The sequence below is a fragment of the Candidatus Pantoea deserta genome, from assembly GCF_003813865.1.
Lineage (GTDB): Bacteria > Pseudomonadota > Gammaproteobacteria > Enterobacterales > Enterobacteriaceae > Pantoea > Pantoea deserta.
Genome location: NZ_RMVG01000005.1, coordinates 202,540 through 227,144, shown reverse-complemented (window position 1 = coordinate 227,144; position 24,605 = coordinate 202,540). Strand labels below are relative to the sequence as shown.

21 protein-coding genes are annotated in these 24,605 nt (G+C 58.8%); 11 read left to right on the top strand and 10 right to left on the bottom strand.

Annotation, left to right across the window (positions count from 1 at the left end):
* Positions 1–44: 44 nt before the first annotated feature.
* Entirely contained in the window at positions 45–1,895 is a 1,851-nt protein-coding gene (ilvD, locus tag BBB56_RS09790; RefSeq protein ID WP_123800765.1) for a dihydroxy-acid dehydratase, read from the top strand.
* Between the two features lie 3 nt (positions 1,896–1,898).
* Positions 1,899–3,446 (top strand): threonine ammonia-lyase, biosynthetic, encoded by a 1,548-nt coding sequence (gene ilvA, locus BBB56_RS09785; RefSeq protein WP_123800764.1) that lies wholly within the window; start codon positions 1,899–1,901, stop codon positions 3,444–3,446.
* Here ilvA and ilvY read toward each other — a convergent pair whose 3' ends face one another.
* Positions 3,447–4,328 (bottom strand): HTH-type transcriptional activator IlvY, encoded by an 882-nt coding sequence (gene ilvY, locus BBB56_RS09780; RefSeq protein ID WP_123800763.1) that lies wholly within the window; start codon positions 4,326–4,328, stop codon positions 3,447–3,449.
* Positions 4,329–4,489: 161 nt separating this feature from the next.
* Here ilvY and ilvC point away from each other — a divergent pair, with 161 nt between their 5' ends.
* The gene (gene ilvC, locus BBB56_RS09775) at positions 4,490–5,965 is read left to right on the top strand and encodes a ketol-acid reductoisomerase (protein ID WP_123800762.1); all 1,476 of its coding nucleotides are present in this window, start codon (positions 4,490–4,492) and stop codon (positions 5,963–5,965) included.
* A 133-nt stretch (positions 5,966–6,098) separates the two neighbouring features.
* On the opposite strand, the gene BBB56_RS09770 is transcribed toward ilvC, so the two are convergent.
* The 4 genes from BBB56_RS09770 to BBB56_RS09755 all read right to left on the bottom strand — a co-directional run bounded on the left by BBB56_RS09770 (position 6,099) and on the right by BBB56_RS09755 (position 10,216).
* A complete protein-coding gene (locus BBB56_RS09770) occupies positions 6,099–6,440 on the bottom strand; it encodes a hypothetical protein (protein WP_123800761.1) in 342 nt (113 codons plus the stop codon).
* 204 nt (positions 6,441–6,644) lie between these two features.
* A complete protein-coding gene (locus tag BBB56_RS09765) occupies positions 6,645–7,979 on the bottom strand; it encodes an MFS transporter (protein WP_123800760.1) in 1,335 nt (444 codons plus the stop codon).
* A gap of 275 nt (positions 7,980–8,254) precedes the next feature.
* Positions 8,255–9,271 carry an inner membrane protein YhjD gene (gene yhjD, locus BBB56_RS09760; RefSeq protein ID WP_123800759.1) on the bottom strand — a complete coding sequence of 339 codons (1,017 nt, stop codon included), beginning with the start codon at positions 9,269–9,271 and terminating at the stop codon, positions 8,255–8,257.
* 45 nt (positions 9,272–9,316) lie between these two features.
* Positions 9,317–10,216 carry a LysR family transcriptional regulator gene (locus BBB56_RS09755; protein ID WP_123800758.1) on the bottom strand — a complete coding sequence of 300 codons (900 nt, stop codon included), beginning with the start codon at positions 10,214–10,216 and terminating at the stop codon, positions 9,317–9,319.
* A gap of 115 nt (positions 10,217–10,331) precedes the next feature.
* On the opposite strand from BBB56_RS09755, the gene BBB56_RS09750 reads away from it, so the two are divergent.
* Entirely contained in the window at positions 10,332–11,090 is a 759-nt protein-coding gene (locus tag BBB56_RS09750; protein WP_123800757.1) for an SDR family NAD(P)-dependent oxidoreductase, read from the top strand.
* A gap of 157 nt (positions 11,091–11,247) precedes the next feature.
* Here BBB56_RS09750 and BBB56_RS09745 read toward each other — a convergent pair whose 3' ends face one another.
* Positions 11,248–12,096 (bottom strand): PhzF family phenazine biosynthesis protein, encoded by an 849-nt coding sequence (locus tag BBB56_RS09745; protein ID WP_123800756.1) that lies wholly within the window; start codon positions 12,094–12,096, stop codon positions 11,248–11,250.
* A 98-nt stretch (positions 12,097–12,194) separates the two neighbouring features.
* Between BBB56_RS09745 and BBB56_RS09740 the strand changes: the two genes are divergently transcribed.
* Positions 12,195–12,818 (top strand): glutathione S-transferase family protein, encoded by a 624-nt coding sequence (locus tag BBB56_RS09740; RefSeq protein ID WP_123800755.1) that lies wholly within the window; start codon positions 12,195–12,197, stop codon positions 12,816–12,818.
* Here the strand turns inward: BBB56_RS09740 and BBB56_RS09735 are convergent.
* Positions 12,785–14,272, bottom strand: a complete 1,488-nt coding sequence (locus BBB56_RS09735; RefSeq protein ID WP_123800754.1) for an aminotransferase-like domain-containing protein — start codon at positions 14,270–14,272, stop codon at positions 12,785–12,787. The two genes, BBB56_RS09740 and BBB56_RS09735, sit on opposite strands and share 34 nt — an antisense overlap.
* Before the next feature lie 135 nt (positions 14,273–14,407).
* Here BBB56_RS09735 and BBB56_RS09730 point away from each other — a divergent pair, with 135 nt between their 5' ends.
* Positions 14,408–14,989, top strand: a complete 582-nt coding sequence (locus tag BBB56_RS09730; protein ID WP_123800753.1) for a LysE family translocator — start codon at positions 14,408–14,410, stop codon at positions 14,987–14,989.
* On the opposite strand, the gene BBB56_RS09725 is transcribed toward BBB56_RS09730, so the two are convergent.
* From BBB56_RS09725 to BBB56_RS09715, 3 genes are all read right to left on the bottom strand, one after another.
* Positions 14,986–17,370 (bottom strand): phosphoketolase family protein, encoded by a 2,385-nt coding sequence (locus BBB56_RS09725; RefSeq protein ID WP_123800752.1) that lies wholly within the window; start codon positions 17,368–17,370, stop codon positions 14,986–14,988. The genes BBB56_RS09730 and BBB56_RS09725 overlap by 4 nt on opposite strands.
* 301 nt (positions 17,371–17,671) lie before the next feature.
* Positions 17,672–19,288, bottom strand: a complete 1,617-nt coding sequence (gene mqo, locus BBB56_RS09720; RefSeq protein ID WP_123800751.1) for a malate dehydrogenase (quinone) — start codon at positions 19,286–19,288, stop codon at positions 17,672–17,674.
* Between the two features lie 517 nt (positions 19,289–19,805).
* Entirely contained in the window at positions 19,806–20,048 is a 243-nt protein-coding gene (locus tag BBB56_RS09715) for a DUF1158 domain-containing protein (protein WP_123800750.1), read from the bottom strand.
* Between the two features lie 302 nt (positions 20,049–20,350).
* On the opposite strand from BBB56_RS09715, the gene mntP reads away from it, so the two are divergent.
* From mntP to BBB56_RS09690, 5 genes are all read left to right on the top strand, one after another.
* Complete coding sequence (mntP, locus tag BBB56_RS09710; RefSeq protein ID WP_123800749.1) at positions 20,351–20,926, top strand: manganese efflux pump MntP; 576 nt, start codon at positions 20,351–20,353, stop codon at positions 20,924–20,926.
* A gap of 119 nt (positions 20,927–21,045) precedes the next feature.
* Entirely contained in the window at positions 21,046–21,123 is a 78-nt protein-coding gene (gene azuC, locus BBB56_RS23965; protein WP_120457375.1) for a stress response protein AzuC, read from the top strand.
* 186 nt (positions 21,124–21,309) lie between these two features.
* Positions 21,310–22,146, top strand: a complete 837-nt coding sequence (locus BBB56_RS09700) for a fumarylacetoacetate hydrolase family protein (protein ID WP_123800748.1) — start codon at positions 21,310–21,312, stop codon at positions 22,144–22,146.
* Positions 22,147–22,301: 155 nt separating this feature from the next.
* The gene (locus BBB56_RS09695) at positions 22,302–23,201 is read left to right on the top strand and encodes an alpha/beta fold hydrolase (RefSeq protein ID WP_123800781.1); all 900 of its coding nucleotides are present in this window, start codon (positions 22,302–22,304) and stop codon (positions 23,199–23,201) included.
* The gene (locus BBB56_RS09690; protein ID WP_123800747.1) at positions 23,194–24,585 is read left to right on the top strand and encodes a hypothetical protein; all 1,392 of its coding nucleotides are present in this window, start codon (positions 23,194–23,196) and stop codon (positions 24,583–24,585) included. The genes BBB56_RS09695 and BBB56_RS09690 overlap by 8 nt, the downstream gene beginning before the upstream one ends.
* Positions 24,586–24,605 lie beyond the last annotated feature (20 nt).

The following is a 24,605-nucleotide window of genomic DNA, read 5'->3' as shown; positions in this document are numbered from 1 at the left end:
CGCCGCCGTGTCCGCGTCATTTTTCAGACTGGAGTAAACAGAGCATGCCTAAGTACCGTTCCGCCACCACCACTCATGGCCGCAATATGGCGGGTGCCCGTGCCTTGTGGCGCGCGACAGGAATGACCGACGCCGATTTCGGCAAGCCGATTATCGCCGTGGTTAACTCATTCACCCAGTTCGTGCCGGGTCACGTTCACCTGCGCGATCTCGGCAAGCTGGTCGCTGAGCAGATCGAAGCTGCGGGCGGCGTGGCGAAAGAGTTCAACACCATTGCGGTGGATGACGGGATCGCCATGGGTCATGGCGGCATGCTCTATTCGCTGCCGTCGCGCGAGCTGATCGCGGACTCCGTGGAGTACATGGTTAACGCGCACTGCGCCGACGCGATGGTCTGTATCTCTAACTGCGACAAAATCACGCCGGGGATGCTGATGGCGTCGCTGCGCCTCAATATTCCGGTGATCTTCGTTTCCGGCGGTCCAATGGAAGCGGGGAAAACCAAACTTTCCGATAAAATCATCAAGCTCGATCTGGTGGACGCGATGATTCAGGGCGCGAACCCGAACGTCAGCGACGCCGAGAGCGAGCAAATTGAGCGTTCCGCCTGTCCGACCTGCGGCTCCTGTTCCGGTATGTTTACCGCTAACTCCATGAACTGTCTGACCGAGGCGCTGGGGCTGTCGCAGCCAGGCAACGGCTCGCTGCTGGCGACCCACGCCGACCGCAAAGATCTGTTTATCAACGCCGGTAAACGCATCGTTAATCTGACGAAACAGTATTACGAGCAGGATGATGAGCGCGTGCTGCCGCGCAATATCGCCAGTAAGGCCGCCTTTGAAAACGCCATGACGCTGGATATCGCGATGGGCGGCTCCACCAATACCGTTCTGCACCTGCTGGCGGCGGCGCAGGAAGGCGAAATCGACTTTAATATTTCCGACATCGATCGTCTGTCGCGCAAAGTGCCGCACCTGTGTAAGGTCGCGCCGAGCACGCAGAAATATCATATGGAAGACGTCCACCGCGCCGGCGGCGTCATCGGCATCCTTGGCGAGCTGGATCGCGCAGGCCTGCTGCATACCGACGTACGTAACGTGCTGGGTCTGAATCTGCGCGAAACGCTGGATCAGTACGACATCATGCTGACTCAGGACGAAGCGGTGAAGAAAATGTTCCGCGCCGGTCCGGCAGGGATTCGCACCACGCAGGCTTTCTCTCAGGACTGCCGCTGGGATACGCTGGATGACGATCGTCAGGACGGCTGTATCCGCACGCGCGAACATGCGTTCTCACAGGATGGCGGCCTGGCCGTGCTCTACGGCAACCTGGCGGAAGATGGCTGTATCGTTAAAACCGCAGGCGTAGACAAAGAGATCCTCACCTTTAAAGGTCCGGCGAAAGTCTACGAGAGCCAGGACGATGCGGTTGAAGCCATTCTCGGCGGCAAAGTGGTCGCGGGCGACGTCGTGGTGATCCGCTACGAAGGGCCGAAAGGCGGGCCGGGCATGCAGGAGATGCTCTATCCGACCACCTATCTGAAATCGATGGGGCTGGGCAAAAGCTGCGCGTTGATCACCGACGGCCGCTTCTCCGGCGGCACCTCAGGTCTGTCGATTGGGCACGCCTCGCCGGAAGCGGCCAGCGGCGGCACCATCGCGCTGGTTAAAGATGGCGACATTATCGAGATCGATATTCCCAACCGCGGCATTAAGCTGGCGGTGCCGGATAACGAACTGCATGCGCGACGCGAAGAAGAAGAAGCGCGCGGCGACGCGGCCTATACGCCGCACGACCGCGAGCGTCAGGTCTCTTTCGCGCTGCGCGCCTACGCATCCCTCGCCACCAGCGCCGATAAAGGCGCGGTGCGCGACAAGAGCAAGCTGGGAGGCTAACCGATGGCCGAGTCTCAACCGCTACCTGCGTCGCCGTGCGGCGCGGAATATCTGCGCGCAGTGCTGCGTTCGCCGGTGTATGAAGTCGCACAGGTGACGCCGCTGCAAAAAATGGAAAAAATTTCATCGCGTCTCGGCAACACCATTCTGGTGAAGCGCGAGGATCGACAGCCGGTGCACAGCTTCAAGCTGCGCGGGGCCTACGCGATGATTGCCGGACTGAACGAAGAGCAGAAGGCGCGCGGCGTGGTAACGGCGTCGGCCGGCAACCACGCGCAGGGCGTGGCGCTCTCCGCCAGTCGGCTCGGCATCAAATCACTGATTGTGATGCCGCTGGCGACGGCAGACATCAAGGTTGATGCGGTGCGCGCATTTGGCGGTGAGGCTTATCTCTACGGCGCTAACTTTGACGAGGCCAAAGCCAAAGCGATTGAGCTGGCGGAGCAGCAGGGCTACACCTTTGTTCCCCCCTTTGATCATCCGGCGGTGATCGCGGGCCAGGGCACGCTGGCGATGGAGCTGCTGCAACAGGACGCGCACCTCGATCGCGTCTTTGTGCCGGTTGGCGGCGGCGGGCTGGCGGCGGGCGTGGCGGTGCTGATTAAGCAGCTGATGCCGCAGATTAAGGTCATTGCGGTGGAGTCGGAAGACTCCGCCTGCCTGAAAGCGGCGCTGGACGCCGGCGAACCGGTGGATCTGCCGCGTGTCGGGCTGTTTGCCGAAGGCGTAGCGGTGAAGCGCATCGGCAGTGAGACTTTCCGCCTGTGTCAGGAGTACCTCGACGACATCATTACCGTGGACAGCGACGCTATCTGCGCGGCGATGAAAGATCTGTTTGAAGACGTGCGCGCGGTAGCGGAGCCGTCGGGCGCGCTGGCGCTGGCGGGAATGAAGAAATATATCCAGCAGCACGACATCAAAGGCGAGCGTCTGGCGCATGTGCTGTCGGGCGCTAACGTCAACTTCCACGGCCTGCGCTACGTGTCCGAGCGTTGCGAACTGGGCGAGCAGCGTGAAGCGCTGCTGGCGGTGACCATCCCGGAACAGCAGGGCAGCTTCCTGAAGTTCTGTCAGACGCTGGGCGGACGCGCGGTCACCGAGTTCAACTATCGCTACGCCGATGCCGACAACGCCTGTATTTTTGTCGGCGTGCGCTTAACGCGCGGGCTGGAGGAGCGCAGCGAAATCATTAGTCAGCTGACGCAGGGCGGTTATCAGGTGGTGGATCTGTCAGACGACGAGATGGCGAAACTGCATGTGCGCTATATGGTCGGCGGACGGCCCTCAAAGCCGCTGCGCGAGCGCCTGTTCAGCTTTGAATTTCCCGAAGCGCCCGGCGCGCTGCTGAAGTTTTTGCAAACGCTGGGCACGCACTGGAATATTTCGCTGTTCCACTATCGCAGCCACGGCACCGACTATGGCCGCGTGCTGGCGGCCTTTGAAATCGGCGACAACGAGCCGCGCTTTGAGTCGCACCTCACCGAACTGGGTTACGACTTCCATGATGAAGCCAACAACCCGGCGTTCCGCTTTTTCCTCGCCGGGCAGTAACTACAGCAGGTGCCAGAAAGCATGAATCAGCGGCTCTCCGAGCCGCTTTTTTTGTACGCAGACGCCCAGCTCCAGCGGCGCCACCGACTCCACATCCTCCAGCGTCAGCACGCGATTGCGCACCGGTTCCGGGCTATTCTCCAGCACCACGTCCGGCAGCAGCGCAATGCCGCAGCCCAGTGCCACCATCGACACAATCGCCTCATGCCCGGAAACCGTGGCGTAAATCTGCGGGCTGGAGAGACGATGACGACGAAACCACAGATCGATAGCGCGCCGTGCGGGACCCTGATCGGGCAGGATAAACGGGATCTGCGCCCAGTCGGGGGACGCCTGCGTCGCCTGGCTGCGCACCGGGCAGGGCAACGCCGGGGCGATCAGCACCAGCGGGATCAGCCCCAGCGGCGTAAAGTCGATGCTGGCGGGCAGCGATTCGGGACGCCCGGCAATCGCCAGATCCGCCTCGCCGGACTGCACCATCTCAATGGCATCGGCGGCATCGCCGGTGGTCAGCTTGATCTCAACCTGCGGATGCTCGGCGCGAAAGCGGTCCAGAATCGGCGGTAAGTGACTATAGGCCGCGGTCACCGAGCAGAACAGACGTAGCTCGCCGCTCAGCGAGGGACCGTTGAGATCCATGGCATGGCGCAGCTGCTGATACTGCAACAGCGTCTGCTGCGCAAACTGGCGCAGACGTTCGCCCGCTTCGGTCAGCGTTACCGTGCGGTTGTCGCGCAGAAACAGCGCGTGGCCGACATCCTCTTCAAGGCGCTGGATCTGGCGCGATAGCGTTGACGGGCTAACGTGCATCGCGCGCGCGGTACGACCGAAGTGACAGCTTTCGGCCAGGTGAAGAAACAGTTTGAGATCCCGTAAATCCATGCGCTTTTTCCTTCAGAGTAATGTTGCAGATACTGCAATGTGACCTTGCTAATATATCAATTTAAGCAACAGATTTCCTGTCATATGATGGGGTCATTCGCGGCGCTGCTGACGGCGTCGTTACCAGACAAAAGCAAACACAACATCTGACCGGAGTGCCCATGGCTAACTACTTCAACACACTGAATCTGCGCAACCAGTTAGCGCAGTTAGGCAAATGTCGCTTTATGGCGCGCGATGAGTTCGCGGACGGCGCCAGCTTCCTGAAAGGGAAAAAAGTGGTTATCGTGGGCTGTGGCGCGCAGGGCCTTAATCAGGGTCTGAACATGCGTGATTCGGGTCTGGACGTCTCTTACGCGCTGCGCGCCGAAGCCATCGCTGAGAAGCGCGCCTCCTGGCGCAAGGCAACCGAAAACGGGTTTAAAGTCGGCACCTATGAAGAGCTGATCCCGCAGGCCGATCTGGTGGTTAACCTGACGCCGGACAAGCAGCACTCCTCTGTGGTTCAGGCTGTGCAGCCGCTGATGAAAGACGGCGCGGCGCTGGGCTACTCGCACGGCTTCAACATCGTTGAAGTAGGCGAAACCATCCGTAAAGACATCACCGTGGTTATGGTGGCGCCGAAGTGTCCGGGTACCGAAGTACGTGAAGAGTACAAGCGTGGTTTCGGCGTGCCGACCCTGATCGCCGTTCACCCGGAAAACGATCCGAAAGGCGAAGGCATGGCCATTGCGAAAGCCTGGGCCGCAGCGACCGGCGGCGATCGTGCCGGCGTACTGGAGTCGTCATTCGTCGCCGAAGTAAAATCGGACCTGATGGGTGAGCAGACCATTCTGTGCGGTATGTTGCAGGCCGGTTCGCTGCTCTGCTTCGACAAGCTGGTAGCAGAAGGCCACGACCCAGCCTATACCGAAAAACTGATTCAGTTCGGCTGGGAAACCATCACCGAATCGCTGAAGTTCGGCGGCATTACGCTGATGATGGACCGTCTCTCTAACCCGGCTAAACTGCGCGCTTACGCGCTGTCAGAGCAGCTGAAAACCATCATGGCTCCGCTGTTCCAGAAGCACATGGACGACATCATCTCCGGCGAATTCTCTTCCGGCATGATGGCCGACTGGGCCAACGATGACAAAAACCTGCTGACCTGGCGTGAAGAGACCGGCAAAACCGCGTTCGAAACCGCGCCGCAGTTCGAGGGTAAAATCGAAGAGCAGGAGTACTATGATAAAGGCGTGCTGATGGTCGCAATGGTTAAAGCGGGCGTAGAGCTGGCGTTTGAAACCATGGTGGACGCAGGCATTATCGAAGAGTCGGCCTACTATGAATCACTGCACGAGCTGCCGCTGATCGCCAACACCATCGCGCGTAAGCGTCTGTATGAGATGAACGTGGTGATCTCCGACACCGCTGAATACGGCAACTACCTGTTCTCCTTTGCCGCCGTGCCGCTGCTGAAAGAGTTTATGACCACGCTGCAACCAGGCGATCTGGGCAAGGCTATCGAGGGTACGCAGGTTGATAACGCGCAGCTGCGTGACGTCAACGAAGCGATTCGTCAGCATCCTATCGAAACCGTGGGCCGCAAGCTGCGTGGTTACATGACCGATATGAAGCGTATTGCTGTCGCAGGCTAAGCCAGCGCGCCCCACCGTTTTCAGCACGTAAAAACCCCGGCTCGCCGGGGTTTTTCACGTCAGACAGAAATATTTTAATCAGAAGCAGCCGCCTGGGTCTTAATCGAGGCTACCTGTCGCGCGCTGTTTTTCGCTATGCGCCTCCGCGTTTTTCAAACGTAGAGATCGATCTGGCGAGCAGGCGCATTTTCTTTATGAATGTCTGCTGGCTTGCCGCCTTTTTCTCCAGCTGCTTCTGCTGAATGGTTATATTGTCTTTGCGGTGTTCCAGTTGATTTTGTTGCGGCTGCAACTGGCGAATCTGCGACTCAATTTTTTCCAGCTCCTGCCTGCTGGCGCGATTTTCAGTGCCACATCGTTTATCAATACGCAGAGTCATCAGTTTATCGATTCGTTGTCTCACATAGTTTATCTGCGAGACGATCGCTGCTTTTGTGGCGTCGGATGAAAAACCGGAAGACGCTATACGGGTCATAAGCGGCTTTTCATCACTCTCTTATTCAGTAATAGTCGGTATGAATAGCGATCGCTAAAGCGCAAATACAGCGTCAAATCGGACCGCTCAGAGGTGTCGTGAGACTGTACAGGGGAGAAGAAGAGAGTGAGCCTGGCGGCTGTCTGTCGTGACAGGAGAGATTAACTGCAATAAACCCGGCCAGCGCCGGGTTTATCAGGGGTATCAGACCGCTTCATACAGCGTCTGATGACGCGTCTCTTTACAGGCGATTAATGCAATCAGCGTCAGCGCCGCCATAGCCGCCAGATAATATCCGACCGCCTGCAGGCCGTAGTTAGCGTTCAGCCAGGTGGCGATATAGGGCGCAACCGACGCGCCAAGAATCGACGACAGATTATAGGAGAAAGACGCTCCGGTATAACGCACTTCGGTCGGGAACAGCTCCGGCAACAGCGCGCCCATTGGGCCGAAGGTCAGTCCCATCACGCTCAGGCCGAGCAGCAGGAAAGCCATTACCAGCGCCTGTGAGCCGGAACCCAGCATCGACGGAAACAAGAAGGCGAAGGCGATAATCAGCAGCGTAATGGTAATCATGGTTTTACGACGACCAAAGCGATCGGCCAGCAAGCCGGCAATCGGCACCATTACGCCGAAACCAATCACCGCCACCATCAACATCCACAGGAAGCTGTTGCGGGAAAAGCCCAGACCGGCTGGCGCAGGCGCGGTGCCATAGCTCATAGAGTAGACCGTCATAATGTAGAACAGCGTATAGGTCGCCAGCATAATAAAGGTGCCGAGGATGGTGGCGGTCAGATGCTTGCTCAGCAGCGCGGCGATGGGAACCCGCACCTGTTTTTTCTCTTTCTGCACCTTCGCGAACACCGGGCTTTCATGCAGCGAGACGCGCACATAGAGACCAATCAGCACCAGCACCGCTGACAGGATAAAGGGAACGCGCCAGCCCCACTGCATAAACTGCTCGTCGGTCAACAGCCAGGAGAGCAGCAGAAAGGTGCCGTTGGCGAAGAAGAAGCCAATCGGCGCGCCAAGCTGCGGGAAGGATCCGTAAAGCGCGCGCTTTTTCGCTGGCGCATTTTCCGTCGCCAGCAGCGCCGCGCCGCCCCATTCACCGCCGAGACCAAGCCCCTGACCAAAGCGCGCCAGCGCCAGCAGCAGCGGAGCGGCCACGCCGATCGACTGATAGCCCGGCAGCAGGCCGATCACCACGGTTGAGATCCCCATGGTCAGCAGCGAGGCGACCAGCGTCGCCTTGCGTCCAACGCGGTCGCCGAAGTGACCAAACAGCGCAGAGCCAATGGGACGAGCCACAAAGGCAATGGCGAAAGTAGCCAGCGACTGTAGCGTCGCCACCGTGTTATCACCCTGAGGGAAGAATATATGCGGGAAGACAATGACCGCCGCCGTAGCGTAGATATAGAAATCGAAAAATTCGATGGCCGTTCCGACCAGCGAAGCCACCACGACTTTGCCGCGAGAATTGACGGGCGTATCGTCGTGTGACTTTTTCAGGGGTTCTGTGATGGAGGCTTGCATAACTGTTTCTTAATTGTAAATAGAGAGCAAGAATATTACGCACCTGTTCTGTGCCATTCAACGGTGAAAAACCGCGTCAGAACGGGCTTTTTCGCCGAAAAAGTGAATAATTTGTGTCGAAATGGAATGCGCGGATTAAGGCAGGGAGAAGCCCGCCTTTTGCAGCGGGAATCTCTATAAAACAGGCAAATAAAAGTGACCCTTTAGCTATTCATCCTGCTGTTTGCATGAAAAATAGCCAAAGGGGAAAATTTTTCGCTACCCTTTACGTTCTGTCACACTTCATGACGCGAGGAGCGGCGGGCGTCTGGCATCTGCGGGTCGTCTTTATACTTCGCGGTTGCAATCCAGGCGGCGCAGAACAGCGTCAGGCGGGCAAAAAAGTAGAAGAACGCCATCAGACCCAGTACCGACCCAAAAGCCGCGCCAGACGGAGAGGAGGCCAGCTTCGGCAGAGTCAGCGTCATTACAAACTTAATCACCTCAAAGCCGATGGCCGCCAGCAGCGTGCCGCGAAACAGCGCTTTCTTACGCGGCTTATGGCGCGGCAAAATCCAGAATATCCACAGAAACAGCAGATAGTTTGCCAGGATAGAGATAGACAGCGCGATGGCGGTCATCGCCGGACGCAACCACTCCACATGGTCCAGCCCCAGCGCATGCACAATGGCCGCCTGTGCGGCGCCAGCGATCGAGGTCAGCGACAGGGTAATCACCAGCGCCAGCATCAGGCCGATGAGTGAAATCAGATCGCGCAGATATTTTTTCCAGAACTTCTCCTGATCGTCCGGTTTACGTTCCCAGACGTCGCGCGACTGGGCGCGCACCGCTTCGCGCAGATTGCCCATCCAGTTAATGCCGGAGTAGAGCGCCAGCAGCAGACCGGTAATGCCGACGGTGGCGCGCTGCTGAATCGCGGTGTTTACCGTATTTTTCAGCGTGGTGGCCAGCGTAGGATCGCTGATGCTGTTAACGATCTTATTGATCAGTTCCGACAGCAAATCCTGATTCGAGGCCAGCACGAAACCGACGGCGGCAAAGGAGACCATCAAAATCGGGATAAGCGACAAGAAGGAGAAGTAGGTTATGGCTGCGCCGAACTGGCTGCCCAGACGATCGTTAAAACGCTCCAGCGCGCGAATAAAATGCGCCACCGCCGGAATCGACTGAAACCAGGCGGCAAAGCGCGATACGCGCCGGATCGAGCCGTCAACGGTTTTGTTGCCGGTCTGAATGTCAATCAGCGGTTTAGGGGATTCGGGATGAGTTGAGTTTTCCTGTTTGTCCGTCATAGACAGTGATTATCCTGCTTAACATAAAAAGGCAATTATAGCCGCTCAGGTGACATACTCCTGTAACACCTGACTCAGCCACTCCATAAACACGCGCACGCGCCGCGCCACATTGCGCCGATGGGGGTAAAGCAGCGAAATCGGCATCGGCTTCGCCGGAAAAGCGTGCAGAACTTCCACCAGCTTGCCAGACTCCAGCAGGGGATGAATGCCCATCGCCGGAACCTGAATAATCCCCAGCCCGGCCAGGCAGGCGGCGCGATAGGTTTCGGTGCTGTTGACCGTGACCACGCCGCCGGTCTGCACATAGTGGCACTGTTTGCCGTCGAAATACTCAAAGCCTGGCGAAGGCAGACCGAGCTGCTGCGCATAATGCACCATGGCGTGCGAAGACAGCTCTTCCAGCCGCGTCGGCATGCCGAAGCGGGAAAGGTAGCCAGGGCTGGCGCAGTTAATCAAAGTATAGGTGCCGATCTTTCGCGCAATTAAACCGGAATCTTTTAATTCACCGACGCGGATAACGCAGTCAAAACCTTCCCGAATCACATCCACCATGCGGTCGCTGCTGCTGAGTTCAATCTCTATGCCGGGGTAGTTCTGTAAGAACTCCGGCAGACGCGGCAGGATAAAGCCGGTCGCCATCGCCACTGACATATCCACGCGCAGCTTTCCGCTCAGCGTGGCGGGATCGTGCTGAAACAGACTGTCCATATCGTCAATCATCGACAGCAGGTCGAGGCAGCGATCGTAATAGACCAGCCCGTCCTGAGTGAGCTGCACGCGGCGCGTGGTGCGATGAAGCAGCCGGGTGCCCATCTGATTTTCCAGCGCCTGCAACTGGCGTGACACGCTGCCTTTCGGCAGGCCTAAACTCTCTGCCGCACGGGTAAAACTGCCCATCTCGGCAACCCGCACAAAAACCTGCATTGCGTGAATTTTATCCATGTTGTTCACCGATTGTTGTTGTAAGTGAAACAGTGCTGCGTATTCCCATGCGTTTATAGATCAATTATTCGGGAATATCCTGATTTGGTGTTCAATTTTGCAACAGGAGCAAAACATGAGTCATAAAATTGCACTGATTACCGGAGCGAACCGGGGTTTAGGTAAGAATGCAGCCCTGAAACTGGCCGCAAAAGGCGTCGATATTCTTTTTACCTGGCGCAGCCATGAAGAGGAAGCCCAGGCCGTGGTGAAAGAGATCGAAGCGCTGGGCCGCCGTGCGGTCGCGCTGCGACTGGATGTCGGCGATACCCGTCAGTTTGACGGCTTCGTCTCCGACGTTAAAAAAGCGTTGAGCAGCACATGGCAGCGGGACCGTTTTGACTATTTAGTGAACAACGCCGGACACGGTCACTATAAGCCGTTTAGCGAAACCACTGAAGAGGAGTTCGATGCGCTGGTCAACGTGCACTTTAAGGGACCCTATTTCCTGACGCAAAAGCTGCTGCCGCTGATCAATGACGGCGGCCGCATTCTCAATCTCTCCAGCGGCCTGACGCGCATTACCTACCCTGGCTCTGGCACCTACGCCGCCATGAAAGGCGCGATGGAAGTCCTGACGCGCTATCAGGCGAGAGAGCTGGGCGAGCGCCGTATTCGCGTCAATATCCTGGCGCCGGGCGCGATTGAAACCGATTTTGGCGGCGGTCGCGTGCGCGATAACAAAGAGATTAATGACGCTATCGCCGCCTTTACCGCGCTAGGCCGCGTGGGCCAGCCGGATGATATTGGCGACGCGATCAGCGCCATTCTCAGCGATGAGACCGGCTGGATCACCGCCCAGCGCATTGAGGCATCAGGCGGACAGGCACTGTAAGCCGCAGGGGCAGCGGCGGATGGCGTCAGCCGGAAAGCCAGGCCACGCGCCCTCAGCGTCGGGAAGAGAGCGGGCGCGCTAACGGACGCGCCTCAGGCAAGAGGCGCGTCTGCGCGCGCAGGAAAACGCAAAGCGGCCCGCGTATCGGGCGCTACGGCTACAGGGCGATAGTGCCGTCAATCACCGTAACGGTCTGACCGCCCACCCAGATGCTATCGCCGTCGTAGCGCACCTGGACGCGGCCCTGACGCTGAATGGCCGTTCCCTGACGCGCGCGATAGTCGCGCAGCTGGCCCTGCGCGGCAAAGTAGCGCGCCAGGCAGGCGTTGGCGCTGCCGGTGACGGGATCTTCCGTCAGGCTGCCGTTCTCTACCAGCAGGCCGCGCACCTCATACTGTTCGCTCTCGCCGTGCGCCAGCGGACCAAAGGGCATCACGCCGTTCGCGCCGGCATGGGCAATCAGGCGCTGCAAATCGCTGACGGCGGGTTTGATCGCCAGCACCGCATCGGCGCTAATCATCGGAATTAACAGCCAGCGAATCCCCATATCCACCACGACGGGCGTCTGGGTGGTATCGAACAGTTCGCAGTTCAGCGCGTTGCCCATCAGCGCGTCGGTAAACGGCGTAATCGTCGCCTCCGGCGCGGCAAACGCCAGCGAACCATCGGCGGCAATAGTGACCGTCACGTTGCCGACGCCGCACTCCTGCACAATCCTGCCTGGCGTTTTTGTCGGCCAGCCCGCTTCCAGCAGCGCATGCGCCGTGCCCAGCGTGGGATGCCCGGCAAACGGCAGCTCGCCCTCGACGGTAAAAATGCGCACCCGATAGTCGGCCTGCGGATGCTGCGGCGGCAGCACAAAGGTGGTTTCCGACAAATTGGTCCAGCGGGCGATGGCCAGCAGCTGCTCGTCATCCAGCCCCTGCGCATCCAGAATCACCGCCAGCGGATTGCCATTGAACGCTGACGAGGTAAAGACATCGACCTGCTTAAACGCGACTTTCATTCTTACTCCTTTCTCAACAGGGCATTTACACGCCTGGGATTTGCGTTTACTCCACGACAGGGTTATCAATATGTTAACAATCCCCGCAGGAGACCGTTATGCTGAAAATTCTTGGGCGCGACTCATCCATTAACGTGCGCAAAGTGCTCTGGTTGTGTGATGAACTGGATCTCGACTTCGAGCGCGAAGACTGGGGCGCCGATCCCAGCTCGCTGCACAAACCGGAATTTCTTGCGCTTAATCCCAACGCCCTGGTCCCGGTATTAATTGACGACGACCTGGTGCTATGGGAGTCAAACGCGATTCTGCGCTATCTGGCGACCGCCTATGAAGGCGACTGGCTCTATCCGCAAAATCCACGCGCCCGCGCGCCTGTGGATCAGTGGATGGACTGGCAGTCCACCGAACTTAACACCTCATGGCGCTACGCCTTTATGTCGCTGGTGCGCAATTCCCCCGCCCATCAGGACCCGCGGCTGCTGGCCGCGGCGTGCAAAGGCTGGTCCCATACTATGGGCATTCTCAACCAGCAGCTGGAGAAAACAGGGCGCTATGTCGCAGGGCGCAATTTTACGCTGGCGGATATTGGCGTCGGGCTGGCGGTCAACCGCTGGTATGAAACGCCGCTGGACCATCCCAGCCTGCCCGCGGTGCGCAACTACTACGAGCGCCTGACCGAACGCCATGCCTACACCGTCTGGGGCCGCAACGGCACACCCTGATCCAGTCCCGGCGGCAGACCCGCCAGCTCGCAGGCGATAGCGCCTGTACGCTTCAGCGCCCAGCTATAGCGATCGTCAAAGGGATAGCAGCAGGAGAGGCGCAGCGCATGGTTATAGCGCTCGCTGAGGGAATAGAGCGCGCCAGGCGTGACGCAAATCTGCTCCTTCAGCAGGCAGTGGAACATCTCCACCGTATTGACCTGCTCCGGCAGTTCGACCCAAAAAACAAACCCGCCGCGCGGCAGCGTGGCGCGCGTTCCCTGCGGAAAATGGCGCGCAATCAGGCCGCGCGCCTCATCCAGGTTGGCGGCATAGCGACGGCGCAGCGTGCGCAGATGGTGATCGTAACCGCCGCTGGCGAGAAATTCCGCCAGGGTTTCCGACAGCAGTCGGGATTCCGCCATCGACGAGACCGCTTTCAGGCGGGCAATCGCCTCGTGAAACCGGCCAGCGGCAATCCAGCCGATGCGAAAGTCCGGCGCGACGGTCTTGGTGAAGCTGGTGCAGTAGATTACCCAGCCGTCGCTATCAAACGACTTCACGGTGGGCGAGAGCGGCCAGTCAAACTGTAATTCGTCATACAAGCCGTCCTCCAGCAGCGGGACGTTGTAAGTGTTCACTAACTTTGCGAGGCGCTGCTTATTTTGCCGCGACAGGCAGCAGCCGAGCGGATTCTGCGCGCTCGGCATGGCGATCAGCGCCTGAATGCGCTTCTCCTGCAACAGCATCTCCAGTGCATCGAGCGACAACCCCTGCTGCGGATCGGTCGGGATTTCCAGCGCTTTCAGCCCCAGCGACGCCAGCAGGGGGAACAGGAAAAAGTAGGTCGGCGACTCCAGCCCCACGCAGTCGCCCGGCTGCGTCACGGCGCGTAGCGCCAGCTGCAACGCCTCCATACAGCCGTGGGTCAGGGTGATCTGCTCGCTGGTCAGCGACATGCCCGCATGCAGCGCCCGTCGCGCAATCTCCTCCCGTAAGCGCTCACTACCAGGCGGAAGCGCGTAGCGGCCAATTAAATCAGGATTACGCCGCAGCAGCGAGGCGGTAATGCGGCTCAGTCGCGCCGACGGATACAGCTCGCCATCCTGCGGACAGGCCAGGGAGATGTTGATGTAGTCGGGATGATTCTGCGCGGCAAAGACCTGATCGATCAGGTCGAGCTTTTCGCTGCTGGGGTCTTTAACACGAGCGCGATGCGGCACAGAAGGCGTGACGGCAGGCAGTACGCTGCGCACATAATAGCCGGACTGAGGACGCGCCTCGATCAGGCCGCGATCTTCCAGCAGCTGCCAGGCGTTCAGCACGGTATTGATGCTGACGTGATGGGATTGCGCCACGCGGCGAATCGCAGGCAGTCGTTTACCGGGCTTCAGCGTGCCCTGATGAATCGCCGCGGCAAAGCTGTCAGCAAGCTGATGGTAGAGCGGCTGAGTATCAGACTGAGACAGGGACACAAAAGCCTCCGCAGATCATGGGTACAATATGAAAAAAAGCAAACTGTAACCATGACAATAGTATTTTTGTGTCTCTGTTACCAACGGTTTTCTCACTCTAGCATAGCGCTATATTCCTTTAGCGAGAGTGCCGCCATGCTTGATCCCTCTTTTTTTAGCTACGTTACCGTTATGTCTATTACACCCGGTCCGAATAATCTGCTGCTGGCGACCTCTGGCGTTAATTTCGGCCTGCGGCGCACGCTGCCGATGATCTCCGGCGTGCTGCTGGGCTGTCTGCTGCAAACCGCGCTGGCGGGACTGGCGCTGGAGTGGCTGCTGAGCTGGATGAGCGCCGTCAGGCTGCCCCTGACGCTGGTGGGCTGCGCCTACCTGCTCTGGCTGTCGTGGAAGCTGTGGCGTGCCGCTGCGCCTGCGCGACGGGAAAAGGCGCAGCCGATGACCATTGCGGGCGCGCTCTGCTTCCAGGCCGTCAACCCGAAAGCCTGGATTATGGCGACCAACGTGGCGCTGCTGTGGAGCGCCCAGAGCGGTCTGATGCCGGTGATGCTCGGCTTCGCGCTGGTGAATCTGCCCTGCATTCTGGTGTGGGCGGCGATGGGCGATCGGCTTGGCGTCCATCTGCAAACGCCGTGGAAGCGTCAGCTGTTCAATAGCGTGATGGCGTTATCGCTGGTTGCCACCACGCTATGGATGCTGGCGGATGTCATGCGTTAATCCGGCGCGCCGTCGCCTGTTGCGGATGGCCACTTCCAGTTGCGCACTTCCGGCACGTCTTCGCCATATTCGCGCACGTAGCGATGGTGCTCGGCAATGCGCTCCTGTAAATCATCCAGCAGCTCCGCATGCTGGTCCGCCAGGCCAGGAATGCGCAAAATGGCTTCCTGCGCCAGATGATAGCGGTCCAGCTCGTTCAGCACCGTCATATCAAAGGGCGTGGTGGTGGTGCCCTCTTCATTAAAGCCGCGCACATGGAAATTGCGGTAGTTGTTGCGCCGATAGGTCAGGCGATGAACCAGCGACGGATAGCCGTGGAAGGCGAAAATCACCGGCTTGTCGAGCGTAAACAGCGCATCAAACTCGTCATCGCTTTTTCCGTGCGGATGCTGATCCTGCGTTTGCAGCGCCATTAAATCCACCACGTTGACCACGCGGATACGCAGTTCAGGCAGATAGCCGCGCAGCAGATCCACGGCCGCCAGCGTCTCCAGCGTGGGCACATCGCCGGCGCACGCCATGACAACATCCGGCTCTTCGCCCTGCGGCGTGGTGCCGGCCCAGCGCCAGTCGCTCATGCCAGCTTCGCAGTGGGCAATGGCGCTCTCTATATCTAGCCACTGCGCCGACGGCTGCTTGCCCGCGACTATTACGTTGATGCGGTCCCAGGTGCGGAGACAGTGATCGCCCACCCACAGCAGGGTATTGGCATCGGGCGGCAGATAGATACGGACGATGTCGGCCTTTTTATTGGCGACATGATCCATAAAGCCGGGATCCTGATGGCTATAGCCGTTGTGATCCTGTCGCCAGACGTGGGAAGAGAGCAGATAGTTAAGCGAAGAGACGGGCTTACGCCAGCCGAGCTTGCGCGTGACCTTGAGCCATTTTGCGTGCTGGTTAAACATTGAATCCACGATATGGATAAAGGCTTCATAGCAGTTGAACAGGCCGTGACGGCCCGTCAGCAGATAGCCTTCCAGCCAGCCCTGACACTGGTGTTCGCTGAGGATTTCCATAACGCGGCCATCGCGCGCCAGCTGTTCGTCATAGGGCTTAACCGGCTCCAGCCAGGTGCGGCTGGTAACGTCAAACACCGGCGTCAGACGATTCGAGGCGGTTTCATCCGGGCCGAACAGGCGGAAGTTATTCGCGTTACGCGCGAAGATCTCTGCCAGGTAGCGGCCAAGCTGCTCGGTGGCCTGCGCCAGCTGCGAGCCGGGTTCCTGCACATCAAAAGCGAAGTTGCGAATGTCGGGCGTATCAAGCTCGCGGCGCAGTAAGCCGCCGTTGGCATAGGGCGATGCCCCCATGCGTTTGTCGCCCTGAGGCGCCAGCGCGCGCAGTTCCGGCTTCAGCCGTCCCTGTTCATCAAACAGATCGTCCGGCTGGTAGCTGCGCAGCCACTTCTCCAGAATCTGCCGGTGTTCCTCATCTTCGCGGCAGGCCGCTACCGGCACCTGATGCGCCCGCCAGAAACCTTCCACTTTCTTGCCATCCACCTCCTGCGGCCCGGTCCAGCCTTTGGGGCTGCGCAGAATAATCATCGGCCAGCGCGGAATGCCGCTCTGCTCGTCGCCTGCGCGCGCCGCCTGCTGATAAGCGGCGATTTTATTAAAGGCGTTATCCAGCGCATCGGCCATCTGCTGATGCATCTTTTCCGGCTCATGGCCGCTGACAAACAGCGGTTCATAGCCATAGCCGCTGAACAGCTGTTGCAGGTCATCATCATCGGCGCGTCCCAGAATTGTCGGATTGGCGATTTTATAGCCGTTGAGATGCAGGATCGGCAAAACGGCGCCGTCGCGCTGCGGGTTAAGGAACTTGATGCCGTGCCAGCTCGACGCCAGCGGACCCGTTTCCGCTTCGCCGTCGCCGATCACGCAAGGCACGATCAGATCCGGATGATCGAAGGCCGCGCCAAAAGCGTGCGACAGAGAGTAGCCCAGTTCTCCGCCCTCGTTAATCGAGCCGGGGGTTTCCGGCGCGGCGTGGCTGGGAATGCCGCCTGGAAAAGAGAACTGTTTAAACAGGCGCTGCATCCCTTCGCCGTCCTCGCTGACGTGCGGGTAGATTTCGCTATAGCTGCCCTCCAGCCAGGTATTCGCAACCATGCCCGGTCCGCCATGGCCTGGCCCACAGACGTAAATCAGATTAAGGTCGCGCTGGCGAATGATGCGATTTAAATGCGCGTAGATAAAGTTGAGGCCTGGGGTCGTGCCCCAGTGTCCCAGCAGGCGAGGCTTAATATGCTCTGGTTTAAGCGGCTCGCGCAGCAGGGGATTCGCCATCAGGTAGATCTGCCCGACGGAAAGGTAGTTGGCGGCGCGCCAGTAGCGATCCAGCAGTTGAAGTTCACTGGCAGCGGTCGGTTGAGACATCGGACATTCTCCTCTTAAGCAACATGGCGAAAGCACAGACAGGTTTCCTTAACCCTAATAGAGAATGCGTCACTCGACCAGGCGCGGCATACCTCGCGCCGGTAAAGCCGAAGGGGAAAAGCGTGAACCGGAGAGCGGAGCGGCATGGCAGGCGGTCGTGGCCGCGCTGGCGCGCAGGGCAGGGGTGACGCGGTCTGGTGGTCCCGTTCGCGCCACCTGGCCACCGACGTCTGTGGAGCGGGTTTTGCGCGGGAGCAAATAAAAAAGCCCTGCATCAGCAGGGCTTCAAATCACAACGTGGTTACTTGCCGACAACGTGCGCCGTTTCCCGTCCTTCGTCGTTAGCGGCGTTTGGCGTAACCGGCGGCGCATAGGCGAGTTTCAGTACGCGGCTGGTGTCCGCCAGCACTTTCTCGGTCAGCGCCACATCGCCGTTAAGCTTGCGTCCCCAGGAGGGCACCACGGCGCGAATGCGGCTCTGCCACTCAACAGAGGCCATCAGCTCCGGCCAGGCTTTCGCCATCAGCTCCAGCATAATCGGCGCAGCGGTTGACGCGCCGGGCGAGGCGCCGAGCAGGGCCGAAATGGTGCCGTCTTCCGAAGTGACGACCTCGGTGCCAAGACGCAACACGCCGCCCTCTTTACCCTCTTTCTTGATGATCTGCACGCGCTGACCGGCAGTGACCAGACGCCAGTCGTCAGAATGCGCCTCTGGCACATAGGCGCGCAGCGCTTCCATACGATCGGCATCGCTCTGCAACACCTGATCGACCAGGTATTTCACCAGGTCAAAATTCTTCAGGCCGACGTTAACCATCGGCAGCAGGTTGCCGCTGTTCATCGAGCCGAACATATCGAGCAGCGAGCCCTGCTTCAGGAACTTGGTAGAGAAGGTGGCGAAGGGACCAAACAGCAGTACGCGCTTCCCGTCCAGCACGCGGGTGTCAACGTGCGGCACCGACATCGGCGGCGCGCCGACCGACGCCTTACCGTAGACTTTCGCCATATGCTGCTGCACAACGGCGGGATTTTCGGTAACGAGGAAGGATCCACCGACCGGGAAGCCCGCATAGCCAGCCACTTCCGGAATGCCGCTCTTCTGCAACAGCGGCAGCGCCGCGCCGCCCGCGCCGATAAAGACGTTTTTCGCATTCACGACGCGCGTTTCGCCTGTCGCCAGCGAATGCAGCGTCACCTGCCAGCGACCATCGCTCAGACGCTTAAGATCGCGCACTTCCTGACGCAGACGCAGGCGGAAATTAGGCTGCTTTTCCAGCGAAGCGATCAGCTGACGCGTGACTTCGCCGAAGTTGACGTCGGTGCCCATTTCCGTCCAGGTCGCCGCGACTTTTTGCCGACGATCGCGTCCCTTCATCACCAGCGGGATCCATTTAGCGATCTGCTGCGGATCTTCAGAGTAAGCCATACCGCGGAACAGCGTGCTTTTTTGCAGCGCCTGATAGCGCTTACGCAGGAAGGCGACGTTTTCGTCACCCCAGACGAAGCTCATGTGCGGCGTGCTGTTAATAAATGTCTCAGGCGTGCCCAGACGGCCCTTTTGCACCTGGTATGCCAGGAACTGACGGGAAATCTGAAAAGATTCATTGATGGCCACGGCTTTGGTGATGTCGATACTGCCATCCGCCTTTTGCGGCGTGTAGTTCAGCTCCGCCAGCGCGGCATGGCCGGTACCGGCGTTATTCCAGCCATTAGACGACTCTTCCGCTACGCTTCCCAGCCGCTCGACCATCTCAATGGTCCAGTCCGGTTCCAGTTCCTGTAGCCATGCGGCCAGGGTTGCGCTCATCACGCCTGCGCCAGTCAGCAGGACGTCAACGTCTTTACGCTCAGACATGTGGTTTTTTTCCATGCCAGTGGCGCTCTTAGCGAGCGAAAGGTTTACAGCTGTTTTGCTCATGAGGCGACATCTCCTCTCTCTGTTGCCCTGAAGCTCAACAGGTTCGCAGGCGAAATAGTCACGCTTTCTGGGAGCGCGTTGCGCTATTTCTCAAAGGTTAAGACTCAGGTTCGTTTAAGCGGGATGCAGGTTAACTGCACGTTATGCTTTGTGTACTGAATATAACATTCTCGTCTCTGATTTAAACATTTGTTTATTTTTTAAATGCAGAAATGATTCAGCATAAGAATTAATCATCTTAGCGCGACGGCCATAAGGTATTTTTTACTGCAAACTCAGGAGGTTAATAAAAGATAATGTTGCGTAAATGCACAATGACAGTGCACAGAAGGGAGGGATGTTAAATTCGCCTTATTTTATAAGTTACTGATTTATTAAGTTTAGACAGGAAAGGGACGATAAAGAAATTTTGCCGACACTGGGGTTTTTCACGGCATCTGTAAAAACAATGTTACATTTGTGTGATGGATGAGTCGCCCGCAGTGGCGAAAAAAGCAGCGGCGGGCAGCCCTTGCGCTCAGGAACGGAACCAGCGTCGATAGATAAAGCGGATAACAAAAAACTCGACCGCGCCCAGCAACAGAAACCACACGCAGAAGATAATGGTGTAGAGCTGATTAATGTCCTGTAAATGCAGCCGCTGGGTCAGCGTCCGGGCCAGGGTAATGCCAAAGTTGGGCGCAGGCAGCAGCAGGGCGGAAAGAAAGCCAAGCAGCAAAATGCCGCCGGGAATAATCAGAGATTCAAAAGGGTTTTTCATCGGTAAGTTCCGCAGTCTTCAGCGCGGCTATTTTCCGGGAATCTTCGCCAGGGTTCAATCCCTGTGGCGGACGCGCGTCGGGGACGAGGGCGGCCTTAAAGAAAACGCTTAAATACCATTAGCTTAGCGGCTAAGCATAGCGAAAGTTAAAAGTTATAGCCTTTGCTATACTTAAACCCATGATTTTCTTGTCTTTTTATCGTGAGGGATGCGTGCTAGACTGCGCGCACTTTTATCAGACCAGATATTATGCGTGGTAAAAAGCGGGCTTTCGAACGCTTTTTATCCTGACACTAGCCATTATGACTTTTATTGCAACCCTGATTCTTGCCTTCGGTATGTCGATGGACGCTTTTGCCGCTGCGTTGAGCAAAGGCGCAGCGCTGCATCGTCCCGGCTTTAAAGAAGCGCTGCGCACCGGCCTGATTTTTGGCGCGATTGAAGCATTGACCCCGCTGATTGGCTGGGCAGCCGGCCTGGCCGCCAGCCGCTACGTGATGGCCTGGGATCACTGGGTCGCCTTTTTCCTGCTGGCCTTCCTGGGCGGGCGAATGATGATGGAGGGCTTCCGTCAGACTGCCACGGCTGAACCCTGCGAAGCGCCGCAGCGCCACGGCTTTATGGTGCTTGCCACAACGGCCGTCGCGACCAGTCTTGATGCGCTGGCGGTGGGCGTTGGTCTGGCCTTCCTGCAAGTGAACATTGTTGCCACCGCGCTGACAATTGGCATGGCGACCACCATAATGGCGACAACCGGCGTGCTGGTCGGTCGTTTAGTGGGTCCGGTACTGGGCAAATGGGCTGAAGTGCTGGGCGGCCTGGTCTTGATTGCTATCGGCTGCACTATCCTGATCGAGCACCTCAACCTCTTTTCTTAACATCCGGTCCTGAAAAAAAGTGCTGTTTTTGTGATCCAGTTCAAAATTTATTGCCTGCAAAATGCACAGTGGCTATAATTTCTCTGCATTTCTTCAACAAATTTTGAACAAGGCAACCCATGAAACGTTTAGTGAAGTATGTTTTCCGCGCTTACGTCGAAACCTTCAAATACGTACCGCCAGGCGCTATGTACTAACAGACCGCGCCGCCGACCCCCGATAATCGCCATCGGGGATCGACCTGAGGTTATCGCCTCGATTCGGACCGCCTGACTCATGCGGTCCGCGCACCTTTCACACATCGGATGAGCGTAAGTTTGTACGATTTTCACCTTAGCATTTGCTAACCTGCGCGCGAAATTTCCTATAACAACGAGGCAGTAATGCAGCTTTGCAGTTTTTATCTTCCTGACCAGGCAAGAAAAAGTTTTGGCATCGTCCTTGAAGATGGCGTGACAGACGTGGGATTGCGCCTCGGCGCGGAATGCCCGGATCTGAAAACCTTTCTTCAACGCTCTTCTATGGCCGATCTGGCCGCATTCCGCACGCTTCCGGCTGACTTCGCTTTCTCCGCGTTGCAGTTCCTGCCGGTCATTGAAAATCCCGGCAAAGTTTTTTGCGTCGGGATGAATTACGCCGACAAGCGCAAAGAGTTCTCTGAGACCCTGGACGCGCCCACGCTGTTTATTCGCTTCGCCGACTCGCTGACCGGTCACGATCGCCCGCTGCTGAAGCCAGAGTCTACCAGCGAGTTTGACTATGAAGGCGAGCTGGCGGTGATTATCGGCAAACCGGCGCATCAGGTAAAAGCGGAGCAGGCGCTGGAATATGTGGCGGGCTACAGCTGCTTTATGGACGCGACGGTGCGCGATATGCAGTTTACCTGGTTCACTGCCGGCAAGAACTGGCCGCAGACCGGCGGGTTTGGCCCCTGGATGACCACCGCCGAAGAGATCGGCGATCCGCAGGCGCTGGCGATTAAAACCTTCCTGAACGGGCGCGAAGTGCAGAACGACACCACCGGCAGCATGGTGCATAAGGTAGCGAATATCATCGAATATATTTCCGCCTTTAGCCCGCTGTCGCCTGGCGACGTCATTTTCACCGGCTCGCCGGGCGGCGTTGGCAAAAAACGCACGCCGCCGCTGTTTATGTTCAGCGGTGACGTGGTGGAAGTCGAAATCGAAAAGATTGGCCGCCTGCGCAATACCATCGCCTGATATTCCTCTGGCTGCGACTGGATCTTATCGCAGCCTCTTCTTTTGTGCCGCGCCACAACTTTCCCCCGTTCCGCCTGCTGCTCACGATTTCGCCGCCTACACTGAAGTGACACAACCATATTCAGGAGCGGGTGATGAGGCGTGAGGAAAAACCGATGCGCTGGAAAAGCGGTGCGCTACTGGCCGGGCTGGGGCTTGGCGCAGCGGCGGCCTGGTGGGGTGTTCAGCAATGGCGGCGTTTAAAGCAGACGCCGCCGGTTTCACCGCGTAGCCACCAGGCGGGCCTTGCCGGTTACTTTCAACAGATTGGCGAATGGCGGATGTTCACCCGCACGACGCCGCACGACGCGCCTGGCCTGCCGCTGGTGCTGGTGCACGATCTGGTGATGTCGGGACGCGTTATGGAGGAGCTGGCGCTGGCGCTCGGTCATAACTATCGCGTGCTGGTCCCGGATCTGCCGGGCTTCGGCGCCAGCACCCTGCCGCTTTCCGCGCCGATTCTGACGGTTGAAGAGCAGGCCGATGCCCTCTGGCAGTGGCTTCAGCATAATCAGCTGTCGCGCGCCATCTGGATCGGCAGCGCGTCTGGCTGCCAGGTGCTCGCCGCGCTGGCGGTCAGGCATCCGGAGGTGGTGGCGGGCCTGGTGATGCAGGGACCGACAGTGGATCGCCATGCGCGCAGCTGGCTGCGACAGGCCTGGCGCGGCTGGCGCAACGCTCGCCTGGAGCGGCACCGTTCGCCCGCGTCGCTGGCGCGGGTCGATTATGCCAAAGCCGGCGTATGGCGCGCCCTGAAAACGCATCGATTCTTGCTGCGCGACCGCATTGAGCACCGTCTGACCTATATCAATGCCCCGACGCTGCTGCTGCGCGGCTCGCGCGATTCCGTGTCGCCCGCGCGCTGGGTGGATGAACTGGGCGCGCTGCTGCCGCGCGGCGAAGTGCTGACGCTGCGCGGCGGCACCCATACGCTACATTACGTCTATCCGTGGAGCTTTCGCCACGCCATCCGTCCGTTTCTGACGCGTATTCAGCAGGAGAATCAGGATGAGTAAACCGCCCAAAGGTATCGCCCGTTTTGACTCAGCAACCGCTATGCTGATGGCGCTGGCCCATACGCTGCACGACAAACCCTTTGACGACGCCGAGACGTCGCCCATGCTCAGTCGCCTGCTGCCTTCGCTTAATCGTCTGCCGACCCGGCTGCGAGACTGGGGGTATGCGACCGGCGGCATGGCTGAGGGTCTCACGGAATCACAGGCCGGCGAGCTGGATATTGAAGGCATTGCCGAATGGATGGTCAGCGAATATCCGGCGCGCGACTATCCCGCCGCCTTTATTGGCTCGTCAAACGGCGCGCTGACCCATCTGGCCGCCGCCGCAGGCGCGCCCTGGCTGCCTCAGACGTTTCTCTGCCCGGTGCGCGCGACGCACAGCGATCCCGATGACGCCCAGGCGGGCTTTGAGCAGGGCAAATCCGTCGCGGCGGGACTGCTGGCGGCCTGGCCGCGTCTGGCGGTGCATCAGATGCAGGACCCGAATCAGGATCGACTCATGCTCGATCGCATGCGCTATTTCCATCTGAAACTGCGCGCGCTGCCGCTGGCCTTTAATGAATTTCTGATGCGCAGCCTGCCGGGTAACGGCACGCTGTTTGTCAGCCACTGCACGCGGCAATGGCCGGTGACGCGCACCAGCGATCGCTCATTTTTCCAGTTTGGCGCGCTGAGCGGTGCAACAGAGAAGGAATATTTGCAGGGCGGGAGCCGCGTAGCGGAATTTCTGGCGCGCTACGGCAGCGAGCGCGAGCGGTGGCATGCGCCAGCGCCGACTGACAATGTGCCGGAAGCCGAGTGGGGGCTGGACGAATATCTCAAGCTGCCGCTGCAAAAACTGGCGGCGGATCAGGGCTGGCAGCTGCTGGAGATACGCTATCAGGAGCCTGAGGCGCTGAGTTTTGTGGTCGCGGAAATCTACCGGGACTGGTATCTGGCGGCGGGCATTCACGCGACGCGCCTGACGGTGGACAGCTATCTGATGATGGATCCCTGGTGCGTGATGCGCCAGCATGGCATTCCCTTCTGGCTGATGTCGGGCGCCGAGCCTTCTGCGGTCTCGCTGACGCGCTTTCTCGATCGCCAGCCGCGCTATCGCGACATCGATATGATGCTGTTTTCACCTGGAACGGAAAGCATTGGGATGGCGTCGCTTGCGCGCTGGCAGGCTTTGCTCGATCGCGCCATGCATGAAGGGGCCTTTGTCGGGGTGGATACCGAACGTTATCCGCACGATTTTGCCGCGCTCGCCCGCTTCGACTCCTCGCTGCGGGCGCGGGCACCGCTCTTTTCGCCGCCGCCGCCGCTTAGCGTGGAAAAGGTCATTAGCGGCATTCAACGCTACGGCGCGCGCCACGGCGTGACGCTGCACAAGTTAAATTAGCCGGGCGAACGCCCGGCCCG